At 49.3% G+C, this 14,611-nt stretch carries 12 protein-coding genes; 5 read left to right on the forward strand and 7 right to left on the reverse strand.

Annotated elements, in window-relative coordinates; translation table 11 throughout:
* Window positions 1-44 precede the first annotated feature (44 nt).
* Window positions 45-2,936 carry an autotransporter domain-containing protein gene (locus tag ACQ6WK_RS10430; protein WP_432797323.1) on the reverse strand — a complete coding sequence of 964 codons (2,892 nt, stop codon included), beginning with the start codon at window positions 2,934-2,936 and terminating at the stop codon, window positions 45-47.
* Window positions 2,937-3,724: 788 nt separating this feature from the next.
* On the opposite strand from ACQ6WK_RS10430, the gene ACQ6WK_RS10435 reads away from it, so the two are divergent.
* Window positions 3,725-3,946: a hypothetical protein gene (locus ACQ6WK_RS10435; RefSeq protein ID WP_432797324.1), complete on the forward strand. Its 222-nt coding sequence runs from the start codon at window positions 3,725-3,727 to the stop codon at window positions 3,944-3,946.
* Between the two features lie 400 nt (window positions 3,947-4,346).
* On the opposite strand, the gene ACQ6WK_RS10440 is transcribed toward ACQ6WK_RS10435, so the two are convergent.
* On the reverse strand, window positions 4,347-4,706 hold the full coding sequence (locus ACQ6WK_RS10440) for an HPF/RaiA family ribosome-associated protein (RefSeq protein WP_432797325.1): 360 nt from the start codon (window positions 4,704-4,706) through the stop codon (window positions 4,347-4,349).
* A gap of 156 nt (window positions 4,707-4,862) precedes the next feature.
* Here ACQ6WK_RS10440 and ACQ6WK_RS10445 point away from each other — a divergent pair, with 156 nt between their 5' ends.
* Window positions 4,863-5,324 carry a GNAT family N-acetyltransferase gene (locus ACQ6WK_RS10445; protein WP_432797326.1) on the forward strand — a complete coding sequence of 154 codons (462 nt, stop codon included), beginning with the start codon at window positions 4,863-4,865 and terminating at the stop codon, window positions 5,322-5,324.
* Window positions 5,325-5,420: 96 nt separating this feature from the next.
* On the opposite strand, the gene ACQ6WK_RS10450 is transcribed toward ACQ6WK_RS10445, so the two are convergent.
* From ACQ6WK_RS10450 to trkA, 3 genes are all read right to left on the reverse strand, one after another.
* Complete coding sequence (locus ACQ6WK_RS10450; RefSeq protein WP_432797327.1) at window positions 5,421-5,972, reverse strand: NuoI/complex I 23 kDa subunit family protein; 552 nt, start codon at window positions 5,970-5,972, stop codon at window positions 5,421-5,423.
* Between the two features lie 121 nt (window positions 5,973-6,093).
* Window positions 6,094-7,689, reverse strand: a complete 1,596-nt coding sequence (locus ACQ6WK_RS10455; RefSeq protein ID WP_432797328.1) for a TrkH family potassium uptake protein — start codon at window positions 7,687-7,689, stop codon at window positions 6,094-6,096.
* Window positions 7,690-7,758: 69 nt separating this feature from the next.
* The gene (gene trkA / locus ACQ6WK_RS10460; protein WP_432797329.1) at window positions 7,759-9,141 is read right to left on the reverse strand and encodes a Trk system potassium transporter TrkA; all 1,383 of its coding nucleotides are present in this window, start codon (window positions 9,139-9,141) and stop codon (window positions 7,759-7,761) included.
* Between trkA and ACQ6WK_RS10465 the strand changes: the two genes are divergently transcribed.
* The 3 genes from ACQ6WK_RS10465 to ACQ6WK_RS10475 all read left to right on the forward strand — a co-directional run bounded on the left by ACQ6WK_RS10465 (window position 9,140) and on the right by ACQ6WK_RS10475 (window position 11,820).
* Window positions 9,140-9,340 (forward strand): hypothetical protein, encoded by a 201-nt coding sequence (locus ACQ6WK_RS10465; RefSeq protein ID WP_432797330.1) that lies wholly within the window; start codon window positions 9,140-9,142, stop codon window positions 9,338-9,340. The genes trkA and ACQ6WK_RS10465 overlap by 2 nt on opposite strands.
* 237 nt (window positions 9,341-9,577) lie before the next feature.
* On the forward strand, window positions 9,578-11,374 hold the full coding sequence (locus tag ACQ6WK_RS10470; protein ID WP_432797331.1) for a sodium:solute symporter family protein: 1,797 nt from the start codon (window positions 9,578-9,580) through the stop codon (window positions 11,372-11,374).
* Between the two features lie 50 nt (window positions 11,375-11,424).
* Complete coding sequence (locus ACQ6WK_RS10475) at window positions 11,425-11,820, forward strand: PEP-CTERM sorting domain-containing protein (protein WP_432797332.1); 396 nt, start codon at window positions 11,425-11,427, stop codon at window positions 11,818-11,820.
* Between the two features lie 72 nt (window positions 11,821-11,892).
* On the opposite strand, the gene ACQ6WK_RS10480 is transcribed toward ACQ6WK_RS10475, so the two are convergent.
* Together ACQ6WK_RS10480 and ACQ6WK_RS10485 are read right to left on the reverse strand one after the other, a co-directional pair.
* Window positions 11,893-12,552: a potassium channel family protein gene (locus ACQ6WK_RS10480; protein WP_432797333.1), complete on the reverse strand. Its 660-nt coding sequence runs from the start codon at window positions 12,550-12,552 to the stop codon at window positions 11,893-11,895.
* 18 nt (window positions 12,553-12,570) lie between these two features.
* A complete protein-coding gene (locus ACQ6WK_RS10485; protein ID WP_432797334.1) occupies window positions 12,571-14,535 on the reverse strand; it encodes a TrkH family potassium uptake protein in 1,965 nt (654 codons plus the stop codon).
* Window positions 14,536-14,611: the final 76 nt, after the last annotated feature.

Here is a 14,611-nt window from a genome sequence, read left to right on the forward strand (position 1 = left end):
TGACTACATTTAACTTAGATTTGTCTAACTAGACTACTGGAGCTTTAGAAGGTAAGACGGATGCCGCCACTGATGGTGTGAACGGAGTATTCGTCGCCGAGCTCTGCATCATAGTTTGCGTAGAAGTAACGACCATTCACGCGGTCAACAGCATTGGTACCGAGGCCGAAGATGAAAGCGCCATCACCAAGGTCACGGGTAGTGAAGTTGAACGCTGAACCTGCACCGCCTTGGAAGCGAGCGGTCAGTGATTCTTCCTGATCCATGAACTGATGCTGGTAAGCAATACGCGCTTCTGGGAGCCATGCGAAGGTTTCCATGTCGATACTGAGAGCAGCACGGGCACCAACGCGACCAAGGAATGAATCGAAGGTCGCTTCTTCAACCTGAAGATTCAGAACGCCAGCACCTTCTTCGGTGTATTCGTCGATACGGATAGTGGCATATTCGAACTGACCGTAAGGACCGATGGTCCAGTCATTAACTTTCCAGTCATAGCCGATAGTACCAGCTGCACTGAATTGCAGACCTGTTGGATCACTTTCAGCCGTATTGGTCGTTGCTCCCACGACAATCACACGCTTGTTGTCATATTGGTTGTAACCAAGACCGGCTTGGCCGTTCACATACCAACCGTCTTTGAAGTATGAAGCGTAGACACCACCATTGAAGTTCGTGACGTCGCTTGAGCCACCGTCAGAATCAATCTCAACATCGGTGACCGAGAAGCCCATGAATGCACCAACAAGAAGGTTTTCATCGATACGATAATCGCCGCCGAACAATGCACCACCTGTCTTGAAATCATAGCCGGGCATGTTCTTGGCTGAATCAATGTCACCGAAGGTGCCGAAACCGTTGACGAAGAAACCAATCTTGTCAGACTTGTTCATGTCATCGAAGGCGTCATCGCTGTAAGCCACGTCGGATTGATTGCTGAGGAACGGGTTGGTCTGCAGCATGATGAGGTATTGCTCTTCTGGATCTGCAACGTCCTCAGCACTAACCATAAAGTTCTGCGGCTGACTCTGCCAAATATTCGTGTTATGACGAGCATTGTCCATGCGCGAATTCACGTTATTCGTCTGAGCCGAGATCATGTTGATGCCGATAGATTGCATCGCGTTCACATCTTCTGGCATCATCTGAGCGATCGCACCTTCGATGTTAGCCACATTCATCGTGTCGATCTCATTGAGAATCACGTCCCATTCGCTACCGGGCGCCGGACTGGTGTCTTTGATGTTTTGAACAGCCCCGGCGATAGAAGCAAGCTCTGGACTTATGACGATTTCGTCGAAATCCTTTAATGCAAAGGTTGCGTTCACTGCGTTAGCGCCGACCGTTTCTGTTACGGTGAAGTACTTCTCAAGGAAGGTCTTCATGTCAGCATCCATCACAATACCGCTATCGGTAATACCGGCCACACTGGTGATCAGGTCGTACGAGCCGGCAATTTTCGCTGCAGAGAAATCAATGAACGCAAAAGTATATGTACCATTCAAATCAGCTGTTGCAGCACCGGTTAAGTTAATTTGATCGAAGGTTGCATTATCCGCAATACCGAAGACAAAATTACTGTTTGCATCAGCAACGAGATTTTCTGTCAGTGTAGCGGTGTCAATCTGTTCAAACACCGTGTCTGTTGTTGCATCATCAGCCATGGCCCCGACGTGGATGGTGCCACTGGTGTTGATAGTACTGTTCACGGTGCCGCCAAGATAGAGGGATGCACCGTTTGCAACAGCAATACCGCCACCGAAATTGATGTCTGAATATTTGTTGAAGACCGCTGTACCAGCGTTCACATTCAATGCGCCGCCGAGTGTAGTGGTAAATGTGCCACCGACAGGTGCATTGGTTGTACCAAAGGTCAGAATACCATTGCCAAGCTTCGTAATACTGTAAGTACCAGGACCAGCACCTTCTTCAACCACACGTTCGAGGCCAAAGGTAATATCATCAGCAACAGTAAAAGTCACACTTGAATCAAAAACGGCTTTGGTTGCAGCAGTTTCCGCACCCAAAAGCAGATCATTTGATCCCACAAACGAAAGATCATTTTGGAACGTAAACTGATTGGTGATTCGGAAGTCTGAGGTTGTTTCCAGCTCGGAAGCACCACCGATCGTGACATCAGAAATACCAAAGGCAAGCTTGTTACCCATGATAACTTTACCAGCATTGATCGTCGTACCAACCTGATAAAGATTCTGACCGTTGAGAGCCAATGTGCCAATACCATCTTTCACGATAGAACCAGTGCCAGAGATCACACCGTTAACCGTGATGTCATTGTCACCCATGAAAATAACGTTGGTCGCATAGGGTGTGACAGTATCTGGGTCAGTACGTTCATCAACGAACGTTCCACTACTAATATTGAAGTCGCCGTTAAAAACGAAGCCGGCTAGATTTGCGTCAACCTCAACTTTGTCGCGTAGACGAAAGTTGTTATTAATCGTGTGTTGATAGGCACTGTTGTTTTTGATGATCGCTTTCTGTGCGTCAACATCATCGCCTTGTGTAGAAATGGTGGTAGTGATCGTGCCAGTACCATTGAGCGTGTAGTTTGACTCAATGGTGCCTTCAAAAACGAACACCTGAATATTGGTCACACTGCCGATACCATTGACTTCATATGTGTTAGAAATGTCATCAATGAATGTGATCCCACTGGGCCTAAACACAAGGTCTGGTATAGTGTCCGCATTCAGGTCTTCGTAATGGACATCACCATCAACAGAAACTCCTGCTGTCCAGTTACCACCGGTTGCCCAATTTGAATCGCCAGTTGCGTTATGCCATTCGGTGTCGTTTTCAGCAAACGCTGCACCAGACACGAAACACAAACCCAAGCAAGCCATACCTACTGCCAATGTACCTGGACGATAGCGCCCTGCACTTAGCAGTCCATCACTCTTCTTTTCTCTCATGGTTTTGAATACCCTGGAAAAAGGTTTAAAGGGGAAGAAACAATTCGCCCCCACAGCGAACACAATAAGCCCACTCACTTACGACCTGACAATCAAAACAGAGCTGCCAATCGCGTCACACAATACCTAGAAAAGTAAATATGATTCCTGATCAAACTTACCTACATACTGTACCTATTCGCTCAAATACAACAAGTATGACCTAACACATTTAGGCAGATAAAACACACGTCACGACATGCGGATGTAACCGTATATTTTTCATCAACTTACAGCATTAACTTTCACCAGTATGCAAGCGTAATCTTATACTTTTTCAGGCACACGCCAGGCGATTAGATGGCAGTATGAGTCACACATCCAATCCATCACACACACATGGCCTTATACAACATCCGTAAGTAACGAAAGTCACACTGTTGAGGCGTTTCTTGCGGGGATCCCCCCTCTTGTCCTTCCCAGATCCATAGCAATAATCAAAGGTGTCGCAAAGGAAGTTGCGGATACATTTCGCGGCACATTGAAGTTTATTTTAGCGATTCAAATCTTACGGGTGGCTGTTGTTGCGCGTGAAGATTAAGTATGAATATTCATGCTGCAATAGCTAAAACATTGGCGTTCTTTTGCTGCTTAAAAAATCGAGTCACTTGATGAATTCGTGAAAGAAAAAAGCATTGCTGCACGTTACACACTTGCCGATGCATTTTGTGAATCACATCGATGATGATTGGTGCCAGCAACCGTTTAATCTTGTCCGTCTGCCTATACATTCATGGAAGAGGTAACGTATGCAAAATAAATCCAACACGTATCATGCAACCCATAAACTGAAAATGAAGAAGCCCAAAGCAAATTCAGAAGCAGCAGATGTGACACAAACGCCATTACCTTGGAATGCGGAAATGAGTAAAAGAAATCGCCGTGCAGATCAAGTACAAACAAAGGATGTATCTATTTTTGGTGAGATTGCAGATCGTATTAAAGAGCAACTGATGGGAGATCAAGCCTAGACCAAGCGAATCATTGTATGTTCGCATCTTGTATGCATAGGATAAATTCCTGTTGAATCTAAGAATGCACCAAGCTAAAGTTTTAGTAGAAACAGTGTGGTAGTAGCCGTTGGCGTTGCCATTGAAAACACACGTCCTTGAATGCTCCGCCGCCCGACCTTAAGCACCCAATTGTGCACAAGCGACCTGATCTGGATATGCGTCGCAAAACCAACGAATCGGCTCGGCAGAAACCATGAACAGGACGCACGTCGCCAATTCCTGCAACCACACTATTTTTATAATTCAACATTATTAAATAAAGCGACAAACTGCGTAAGACAGTTCGTCGCTTTCTATTTTATAGTTAAATCCGTAATATCAATAAGTAGAGATCAGCTTCATTCATTATAGATTGACGTCAGCCCCACACCGCAGCCAATTTTCGGCTCTGGTCCTGCCGAGCATGGCGGTGCATGGCACGCCGGCGATTGATCTTACGTCGAACAACCCGTTTAAGCCGTTCGCCAGCCATGTCCGCCGCCGCATATAAATCACTCTCATTCTGCTCCAAATAAATCGTGCCAACACGTTCTACATCAACCTGAATCTTTAATGTCATTTCATGATGATCATCATGAAAGTGATCGCGCCCAAGGCGAACAACAATACCTCTGATTCGATCCTTAAAACAATCCAGCGAGATGGTCAGGCGATTTTCGATGTGGCTCAAAAGACTTGGTGTCAATCCGACGTTCATTCCGTGTACTTCAAAACGCATAAAATGCTCCACGTAATAGGTGTTAATTTAATGTATTAAGACATGCTCTCTCATGAATCCCTTCATGCTTTTAGTATCCGAATCCACTGGCAGAAGAGCAAGAAAAAAACGCTGAAAATATAAGCCATTCCAGCAATCCCGAGTTATGATCCTTAGATGACCGATAATGCACCCTTAAGGATCGTTACAATCGAGAAACTCACGCAGTATGAAGCTGAAGCGGTGATGCTTTTTGGCCACGAGATTCTTGATGCTTTTATGCAGGATCTAAATACCAAATCCTCCGACAACACCTCGCCACTGATCATTGGTGTTGTGGATGATAACAACGCCAAACTGGTAGCTGGCGCATTCGTATATACCCAACCTGCTCTTCACACACTATCAATTAAACAATTGATCATTCCACCCAATCTTCGTGGGCGCGGCCTTGCGGGTAAGTTGCTTTATCGTATTGAGCAACTCGCAAAAAAACGTGATGTGACTTGTATCCGCACCACGGCGGGCTTTGGCTGCAAAGATCATCGACGAATGTATCTCAAACTTAGCTTTATTGATATTCCACAAGATCAGATAGAAGAGCAACAACCATACCTGATGCAGCGACAAATTGATTAGCACGGATTCATATATTCTGACCGAATGTTATGCTAATCCATAAAAAATGCGACCCGAAATGGATCGCGTCTGGTTGGCTTTACATTCCGACCTACATCACATTGGCTTATCGTCGATGGTTTCGTCGTAAACCTTGAGGAGTTTTTCCTTATCAAAAATCATCTCCTGACGAGAGAGGCCGACAACATCGTAGATAGGCGTAAGTTCGATCGCATCAACGGGGCACGCTTCTTCACACATACCGCAGAAGATACAACGAAGCTCGTCGATATCGAATTTGACCGGGTATTTTTCACGATCATCCCAAGGGGATTCTTCACCAACAATGTGGATACATTCAGCCGGACAGGCAGTTGCACACATAAAACAGGCGACGCAACGGACACGGCCTTCTTCGTCACGGTTCAGACGATGCACACCGCGGAAGTTGCCTTTGTAGAGACCGCCTTCTTCGATGGGCAAATCCTCACGACGTTGTTCTGGGTACTGCATCGCACGGTTGGTCTTACGACGGCTGCCACCAATCGCGCCGGCCATATGACGCATCGTGGTTCCCATGCCCTTAAACACCTCAGGCAGATAGAAACGCTCAGCAGCGTTCATCGGCTTAAGCTCAACATTCACACAATCTTCTTCACGAATCGGCATATCGCAATTTTCCAAATCCAGTTTTAGTCGTATCGTGCCCTACCCCGTCATCCTTATATTGTTGCCGTCCCCCTGCTATTCGTCAAACGATACGCAAATTCGTGCACTGAAATATGGCGGTTTAATCGGTCTTCCAGAAAGATGGAGCGAGCATGACGAAGATGGCGTAGACCTCAAGGCGGCCTAGAGCCATGAGAAGACTCATGACGAACTTGGAGCCGCTGGAGAAGAATCCGTAGTTTTCCACAGCGCCGACCATGTTCAGGCCGGGGCCGATGTTGTTGAGGGTCGCGGCACTGGCGGTAGCAGCGGTGACATAGTCGATACTGCCCGCTGGCTCCAAAAGCATCAGTGCGATAGACCCGACACCAAAAAGACTAACGATACCAATGATGTAGACGAGCACCGCTTGCCTGAGCTCGGGAGAAACGACACCCTTACCAACCTTGATGGTACGAACAACATTGGGGCGGAAGACTTTTTCGACTTCGGCAAAAATGACTTTCACACCGACGATGATACGGATGACTTTGATACCTCCGCCAGTAGAGCCAGCACTCGCACCAACAAACATGAGTAGAAGCAAAACCATCTTGGGAAGGAAATTCCAGAGATTGAAGTCTGCGGTGGCAAAGCCTGTTGTGGTTTGGATGGAAACAACCTGAAAGAGGCCATAGCGAACGGCGTCGGTAGTATCAGCAACGATTTGATCGCCGTCGGTTTCGACGATGTTCCTGCCGACAAGACTGGCCGAGACAATGATAGTGGCAACAATGATAATGCCAAGATAGGTACGAAGTTCGGGATCTTTCCAGATAACATTGAAACGTCGACGAGCGAGATGGTAGTAGAGGCCGAAATTAATGCCCGCGAGGATCATAAAGACGATGGTAATGATGTCGATCATCCATGAGTTAAACCATCCGATTTCAACTTTGTTGTAAAAACCGATACTGGCGTTGTGCGTTGAGAAGCCGCCGGTAGCGAGGGTGGCAAATGTGTGGCAGACACTTTCAAACCAGTCCAAGCCAAAAATGCGATAAAGCACGACCTGTACGATGGTGAACATAAGATAGATGAGCCAGAGGACGCGGGCGGTTTCGCGGATGCGTGGCCGGACACCCTGCTGCTGTGGACCAGGCGCTTCGACATTGAAGAGTCGCTTGCCACCGACACCGAGTGTGGGCAAGACGGCAACGAAGAGAACAACAATACCGAGTCCTCCAAGCCAGTGAGTAGTAGCACGCCAAAGAAGAAGGCTACGCGGAACAGCTTCGATATCTGAAAGGACGGTCGCTCCGGTGGTGGTAAGACCGCTCATTGCTTCAAAGTAGCACGAGACCGCGCTGCGGAATTGGTGATCCATGGCATGATCACCGAGGTGCCACCAGAGGTAGTAGGGCAAGCCGGAGAGTGCAGCACCGACAAGCCACGTGAGCGCAACGAGAAGGAGCGCTTCACGCCGTCCTAATGATGATTCATCAAACGGGCGATCTTCTTTTGGCTTGCCCCAGCGCATCATGCCACCTGCCCAAAGAGATATACCTGCAGCCCCGCCAGTGATGATGGCTCCGATGAGACCTTTAATGGCAAAGAGTTCTTCGGCCGCGTCGTCAGCCCACCAAAGGTAGCTGGCCCATGCGGTAATCAGCAACATGCAGAAACACATGACGAGCAGCACAAGGCCGAGTTGTTGCATCACCACACGCAGTTTCATAACAGTTGATCCTCTGCTCCCCCGCTTTTGTCAGTCCTTTAACAGTCCCATCCCTGCTTATTTGTGGCTCTAGAACAATCCCATCCATCCAGCTCCTTGCAATGGAAGCGTGCGACCACCAAACATGCGGCGCAGTTCATTACGACTCTGGCTTGGAGCCACTGCGATAACGGTGTCTCCCTCAAGAATTTTACTGTCAGCGGTTGGTACGAAGACATCCTCATCACGTTGAATCGCAGCGATCAAGCAGTGCTTGGGGAACTTAATATCTTTGAGTTGGCTGCCGATGATTTTGACAGCTGTACCGGTGACCTCAATCTCATAAATTTCTGCGATGCCTTCACTGAGACTGCCAAGTCTGCGCACTGGTCCGGCTTCAAGCAGACGCAAAACTTCAGTAACCGCAGTGCCGCGAGGACTGAAAGCTTTGTCGATACCGATGTGCTCAAGTAGGTGTAGGTAGGTCGGGCGTTGCAATACCGCCATCGCTTGTGCGGCGCCCATGCTCTTAGCACGTGCTGCGGCAAGGATATTGGTTTCCTCATCTTCCGTCATACCCACAAATGCATCGGCCAAATCAACCCGTTCTTCTTGCAGCGCATCGGTGTTCACCGCGTCAGCATGAATGACCGTGACCCAATTTAATTTCTCACTAAGCTCTTCGGCTCGTGAACGATCGGCTTCAAAGAGACGCACGGTAAAACCGCGGTTTTTAAGTGCGCGGCAAAGCCAAACGCTTTGTGTGCTACCACCCATGATCATGACACGCCGACGCCGAGCAGCTTCGGTTTGAAATACCCTGCGAATCTTATCGAAGCTCTTTGCTTCACCGATAATGGTCACCACATCACCTGCACCAATCACCGTGTCAGCTTCGGGAATGGAGGCGATACCTTTACGTTCGATCGCGGTCACACGAGCCGGGCCGGGAAGAACAACTTCACGTAGCTTCTTTCCAATCACTTTGGCGTCTTCACTGACCGGAAGCTGCTGCATCTCAACCATACCCTTGGCAAACTGCTCGACAGCCAACGCACCTGGGTTGCGGAGCGTGGAAGCAATCGCGAGTGCAGTGGTGTATTCGGGGCAGACCATGTGATCGATGCCGAGATGCTTGGCATATTCAAAGCCGCGCCCCTCAAAGAAGGCGCTGTGATGAATCCGAGCGATGGTCTTAGTCGCACCAACACCTTTGGCGATTGAAGCGGCAAGAAGATTGATCTCATCGCTGCTAGTAGCCGCGATAAATAGATCGGCCTTGGCACAACCGGCTTCGAGAAGAACATCAGCCTGCGTACCATTGCCGAGCAATGAACGCACGTCCATCACCTCATCCAACTCGGCCAGCTTGGTGGCTGACTCGTCGATCACCGTGATATTGTTTCGCGCTGTGGCGAGCACTTCCGCAGAGTGCCGTCCCACTTCACCAGCGCCGCAAATAATAATGTTCATGAATTTCGCTCAGCTGCCCGGCGCATCTTTCCCCCCCACACCACACCGGGCTAGTTCAAACATCAGCCAGCTCCCATCTGCCCTCGGCCAGATGCACAGCTCGCAACCAATTTCCGCCATCAGTGTATCCAACCTCGCCTCATCTCGCATCTTACATGCCTATCAAAGCCCGAACTCCGAAGGCATCTTACATCAGTAATTGACCGCCAGATCAATGCCTAACAGTTGTCGTTATTGGCCATCACGTGTGTCTAAACAGGCAACGCGGGTTCGCTTACACTGATTTTTATGATTTACATACAGAAGAACCGCGTCGGATATCAGCCTTGAGAATCTATGACGAACTTCTTTTTCAGCAACGTCTCCAACCACCCGTATACGTTTCACCCGAGACGCCAATCAGTCACAGCAACGTTCTCCAATCAGGGAGTCCCAGATGGGCAGTAATCTCGACCTCACCATTGTCGGCATCTACATGATCGTGCTTATCCTCATCGGCGTGGTTTTCAGTCGACTCGTTCGTAATGGGAGCGACTACTTCAGAGCTGGTGCGCGAGGAAGCTGGTGGCTGGTTGGGGCCAGTATGTTCATGAGCGGCATTAGTGCGTATACCTTTGTCGGCAACGCAGCAGGCATCTACAAATCAGGCTGGTCACCTTTGGCGATCTATGGTGCGAATGTGGTCGGTTTCATCATTGGCGGGCTTTTCCTTGCGGCGTGGTACCGACAGATGCGCGTCATCACCTTTGCGGAAGTACTCAAGGCGCGCTTCGGTAAAACCGCGGAACAGGTCGTGGCTTATTTGCTTGTGTTCAACGGATACATCTGGGCGGGTGTCGTCCTCTATACACTGGCGATCTTCTCTAAGGTCTTGATTCCTGACCTGCCAATTCAATATCTGATCATTGGTGTCGGTGTTATCGTGGTCTTCTACTGCACCATCGGCGGCAAATGGGCGGTTATGGCCAACGACTTTGTTCAAGGGCTCGTCCTAGTCATCGTCACGGTGATTATTACCGTGCTTTGTTTCAAGCACGCAGGCGGTATCTCTGAATTTTTTTCAGCCATCAGCAGCAGCGATGCGGCATCTGACTTGAAGTTCTTCACCGAACAAAAAGAAGATGAGGTGTTCCGATCCGCAAAGTATGGCTTCACGTGGATTGTCGTCGCATTCCTCGTTCAGTTCTTTAACATGAGTAGTTTGTTTCAGGGTGTCCGCTACTTCTCAGCAAAAGACGGACGCGAAGCGGCGAAAGCATCCATTTTTGCAGGCGTCCTCATGACGCTGGGCTGCATTGTTTTCTTTGTCCCACCGATCTATGCGAGATTATTTCTTTCCCCTGAAGTTGCCGCGATGAACCCGGATGATACGAGCAAAGCCGTCGAATACGCCTACTCCATCACCGCCTACCATATCCTCCCCAAAGGTACGTTTAGCATCATGATCATTGCGATGTTTGCAGCGGCGATCAGTTCGCTCGACACAGGCCTCAACACCAATGCCGCATTGATTGTGCGTGACCTTTTGCCACCAATACTCAGAAAAATCAACAAGCCATCTCTCACTGCCAAACAGGAAGTGATCGTAGGTAAAATCGCCACCATCTTCTCCGGCGTCATCGTCATCGGTATCGCAACTCTCTATGCTGCAGTTGAAGGCATGTCTATCTTTGACTTCATGCTCAAGCTCTCCAGCATCCTTATTTTCCCGCAAATGATCCCACTAGTACTGTTCTTATTCGTTCGTAAAGTCCCACGATGGTCGATCTTTATCTCGATCGCGGCAGGATATATCCCTTCGATCTTAAACTATGCCTTTGGCTGGGAGCTTTCTTACCAAGAACTCTCCGCCGCCATTCTTGTTGCTGGCACCACTGGATACTTCATCCCTGCCCTCTTTTGGAAACACGTTCCTGAGTCACAACGCAAAGAGGTTCAGAATTTTTATGACAACATGCAAACACCTGTCGATTTTGATACGGAAGTCGGCCAAAGCAACGATACATTTCAACTCAAGAACATCGGCCTATTTGCTTTTATCCTCGGTCTGCTTTTCTTATTTCTCATGATTCCCGTTCAAGACAACAGTGGACGCATCGTGGTTGCAATCGTCGCAGGTTTCATTGCTTCCGTCGGCTTGCTTATGCTTCTTGCGGCCAAACGCATCGCTAAAAAAGAAGCGCAACACAATCGCCCTGTTCAAGTAGAATCTGAAACCATTGAAGCCCGTTAACGCCATCACATAGCCTCAGTCACTTCATCCTTGACGGCGGCACACTTCATATGTCAGGTGGAGCCATCAGCGGTTTCTTCGAAATCTTTTCAGGCAGTGAAGTCAACTTCTCCGGTGGGCTCATCAATGGCTTCGGAATTGATGGCGGTGTCACCATCAATATTTCGGGCACATCCTTTACACTCAACGGCAATCCCATTACTGGTCTTGCACTCAACACGCCCTTCACCGTGATCGACCGAAACGCAGCCGTACTTGCCGGCACACTTGCCGACAACACCTCCTTCGACATGACGCTCGAACAAGATCTTTTCGACGCAGCCAACAACGGCACCGACTGGATCAGCTCGGCCGCAACCATCAACATCATCCTTGTCCCCGAACCGGCTTCCCTCGCGCTGCTTTCGCTCGCCGTCTTCTCCCTACTAACTCGCCGCAAAGATTAATCTGACATCACGATCAAACATAAAAAATCTACTGCACTTGAAGTGTTTTTTTTCGTGATGCTATAATGAATTTCACTCCACAACTTTCCCCAAATCCTTATCCTCACCCATCAACACTAGCACATCATCCTTCCCAAGATTCTCTTGTGGGTTCGGCAATTTCACTTCCAATTTTTTGCCTGCCTCATCCTTCCGCTTGATCGCTACTACATGAACATGCTTCTCCACACGTAGATTGAGTTCGATCAGATTCTTGCCCACCCATTCGGTCGGCACTTGAATTTCCACTATGCTGTGGCTCGCATCTAGTTCTAAATGATTCTGAAACTCTGGCGTGATCAATCTGTTTGCCCAACGATCCGCGCTTTCATCTTCCGGATTCACCACTTCATCCGCTCCGATCTTTGCCAAGATCCTCGCACTCATCGGCGTAACCGCTCTTGAAATCACTCGCGGCACACCCAACTGCTTCAGCACCACCGTCGTCATGGTGATCGCTTCAAAGTCGCCGCCAATCCCAACAATCGCCACATCCACCTTGTCCACGCCTTGCGACAACAATGCTTGCTCATCGGTCGCATCCATCGCAATGGCCAGTGTCACACGATCGCGCATCAATTCGACCAGCCCAACATCTTTATCAATGCCAATAACTTCATGACCCAATGATGCCAAGTTTGCCGCCAAACGTGCGCCGAATCGTCCCATACCGATCACTGCAAATCGTTGCATATCTATGTCCTTTTTGATCTATCCCATCACCACATCTTCATGCGGATAGCGGTATAGCACTTTTCTCGATCTTGAAAGCACCAAAGCACCGAGCAGCGCAAGCGGTCCAACTCTGCCAAGAAACATGGTAACAATGATCACACATTTCCCAAATGAAGTCAGGTCCTGTGTGATGCCCATACTCAAACCCGTGGTCGTTGCCGCGCTCACCACCTCAAAAAACACTTTCAAAAACGTAAACGGCTCGCTAAGCGTGAGCAAATACGTCATACCCATGATCAAACCGATATAGCAAAAGAAAAGCGTGCCCGCTTTCTTCACCGTGTCGTTACTGATCGTGCGACCAAAAGCTTCCACCTCTTTCCGCTGTCGCATGTTGGCGATGACGCCGAGAATAAGCAGCGCAATCACCGTCGTCTTCACACCACCTGCTGTTCCACCCGGCGACCCTCCAACCATCATGAGCGAAATCAAAACAAGCTGCCCTGTTGGATGTAGTTCCTCCACCGACACACTGCTAAAACCCGCCGTGCGAGCACTAACACTCATGAAACTCGCGTCCGCCAACTTCTCGCCAAGTTGCACCGTCACGCCCCTGTCACCTTCCCCGCCAATTTGTACAGCATGTCCAGTCACACCCACATCCGCGGCTTGATAAACCCACGGCATCACCTCACCAACAAATATCCCCACCGTCCCCACAACAAATAAACTCAGCGTTGTCACCAATACAACCTTGGTATGCAACGTCATGCGCGTACCATGAAGGCTGGTTGCGTCCGATTGGATTTGCCGCACGTTCCACATACGCCTGCGGCTAACACGGTGGCGGAGCATATCAGCAAGATTACTCAGCACAGGAAAGCCAATCCCACCAATAACGATCAAAGGCATCATGACGGTGAACAGGCCGAGTGAATAACGATGCTCGGCCATACTTTGTCCCGTGAGATCAAAACCCGCATTACAAAATGCGCTGACCGAATGGAATAGGCTATAAAAAAACCGCCCTGACCAACCCATAATCTCCCCATACCCATCCACCGCAAACATCGGCATCATCAGCAGCGCGCCGATCAACTCGATCGCAAGCGTCGTCAGCACGATAAACCGCACAAAACCGCTCACTCTATACAGCGGTAAATCATCCATCAACCCGCTAAGGCTCACGTGTTCTCGGATCGACAGGCTGCGACCAATGAGCATAGCGAACATCGATGCGAAGATAATGATCCCCAACCCGCCGAGTTGGACAAAAATAAGAATCACGGTCTGCCCAAATGGCGTGAAACCGGTGGCGGTGCTACGCACGCCCAATCCCGTCACACAGACAGCGCTGGTCATGGTAAACAGCGCGTCTAACCACGAAATAGACATGCCTGATGGCGTAGCATGCGGCAGCTTGAGCAACGGAGTACCGATTAAAATGAGAGTAATGAAGCTTAGTGGCAGAAGAATACCGGGATTTTTGAGTCGCCTTGCCAATCCTGCGTTCACCCGCCAAAGGTCACTGGCGCAGAGAATCAACGCAGCTAATTCAAACATCCACCATCCGCCCCTGTCACCGTTCACATGCAAAAGCGTGCCAACACCGACCATTGATAGCAAAACAATATCGACCCAGTTCATCCGCCGATCCAGCGCTTTCTTGCGCTGGCGTGCAATCAATATCACATCGAGCCAGTACAAACACATCACGACAAATTGAAACACACGCATCAGCCGAATATAGAGCGCTTCACCCGTTTCGCCGCCGGGGAGCATATCCCCCACACCTTCAAAGGCACCCAATCCCCACGCGGGCAACGGCGGCTTATAGAATCCATCAACCAACACCGTACCGCCCACCACGCAAAGCATCATGACCAATCGCATCGCGAGCCGCCAAAGCTCAACAGGACGTACATCTTTAAAACCGTGCACCGTTCCTACGCCGACACGACCCGCCTCATTAGCCTCCAGATTGTGATCCTTCACGTTCATGCGCGACTTTAATCCCTTGAAACGCAGGCTGAAATGGTATCCCCTTCTAAAAAGCCCAGACTGTCACAGCCTGGGC

It is taken from the genome of Poriferisphaera sp. WC338, assembly GCF_050931845.1.
In the GTDB taxonomy this organism is placed as follows: domain Bacteria; phylum Planctomycetota; class Phycisphaerae; order Phycisphaerales; family Phycisphaeraceae; genus Poriferisphaera.

Excerpts from the sequence above, each read along its gene's own strand:
- ACQ6WK_RS10465 (WP_432797330.1), top strand. The coding sequence starts at position 9,140 with ATGAATTTCGCTCAGCTGCCCGGCGCATCTTTCCCCCCCACACCACAC.
- ACQ6WK_RS10445 (WP_432797326.1), top strand. The coding sequence starts at position 4,863 with ATGACCGATAATGCACCCTTAAGGATCGTTACAATCGAGAAACTCACG.
- ACQ6WK_RS10440 (WP_432797325.1), bottom strand. The coding sequence starts at position 4,706 with ATGCGTTTTGAAGTACACGGAATGAACGTCGGATTGACACCAAGTCTT.
- ACQ6WK_RS10475 (WP_432797332.1), top strand. The coding sequence starts at position 11,425 with ATGTCAGGTGGAGCCATCAGCGGTTTCTTCGAAATCTTTTCAGGCAGT.
- ACQ6WK_RS10485 (WP_432797334.1), bottom strand. The coding sequence starts at position 14,535 with ATGAACGTGAAGGATCACAATCTGGAGGCTAATGAGGCGGGTCGTGTC.
- ACQ6WK_RS10450 (WP_432797327.1), bottom strand. The coding sequence starts at position 5,972 with ATGCCGATTCGTGAAGAAGATTGTGTGAATGTTGAGCTTAAGCCGATG.
- ACQ6WK_RS10435 (WP_432797324.1), top strand. The coding sequence starts at position 3,725 with ATGCAAAATAAATCCAACACGTATCATGCAACCCATAAACTGAAAATG.
- ACQ6WK_RS10455 (WP_432797328.1), bottom strand. The coding sequence starts at position 7,689 with ATGAAACTGCGTGTGGTGATGCAACAACTCGGCCTTGTGCTGCTCGTC.
- ACQ6WK_RS10480 (WP_432797333.1), bottom strand. The coding sequence starts at position 12,552 with ATGCAACGATTTGCAGTGATCGGTATGGGACGATTCGGCGCACGTTTG.
- ACQ6WK_RS10430 (WP_432797323.1), bottom strand. The coding sequence starts at position 2,936 with ATGAGAGAAAAGAAGAGTGATGGACTGCTAAGTGCAGGGCGCTATCGT.
- ACQ6WK_RS10470 (WP_432797331.1), top strand. The coding sequence starts at position 9,578 with ATGGGCAGTAATCTCGACCTCACCATTGTCGGCATCTACATGATCGTG.
- trkA (WP_432797329.1), bottom strand. The coding sequence starts at position 9,141 with ATGAACATTATTATTTGCGGCGCTGGTGAAGTGGGACGGCACTCTGCG.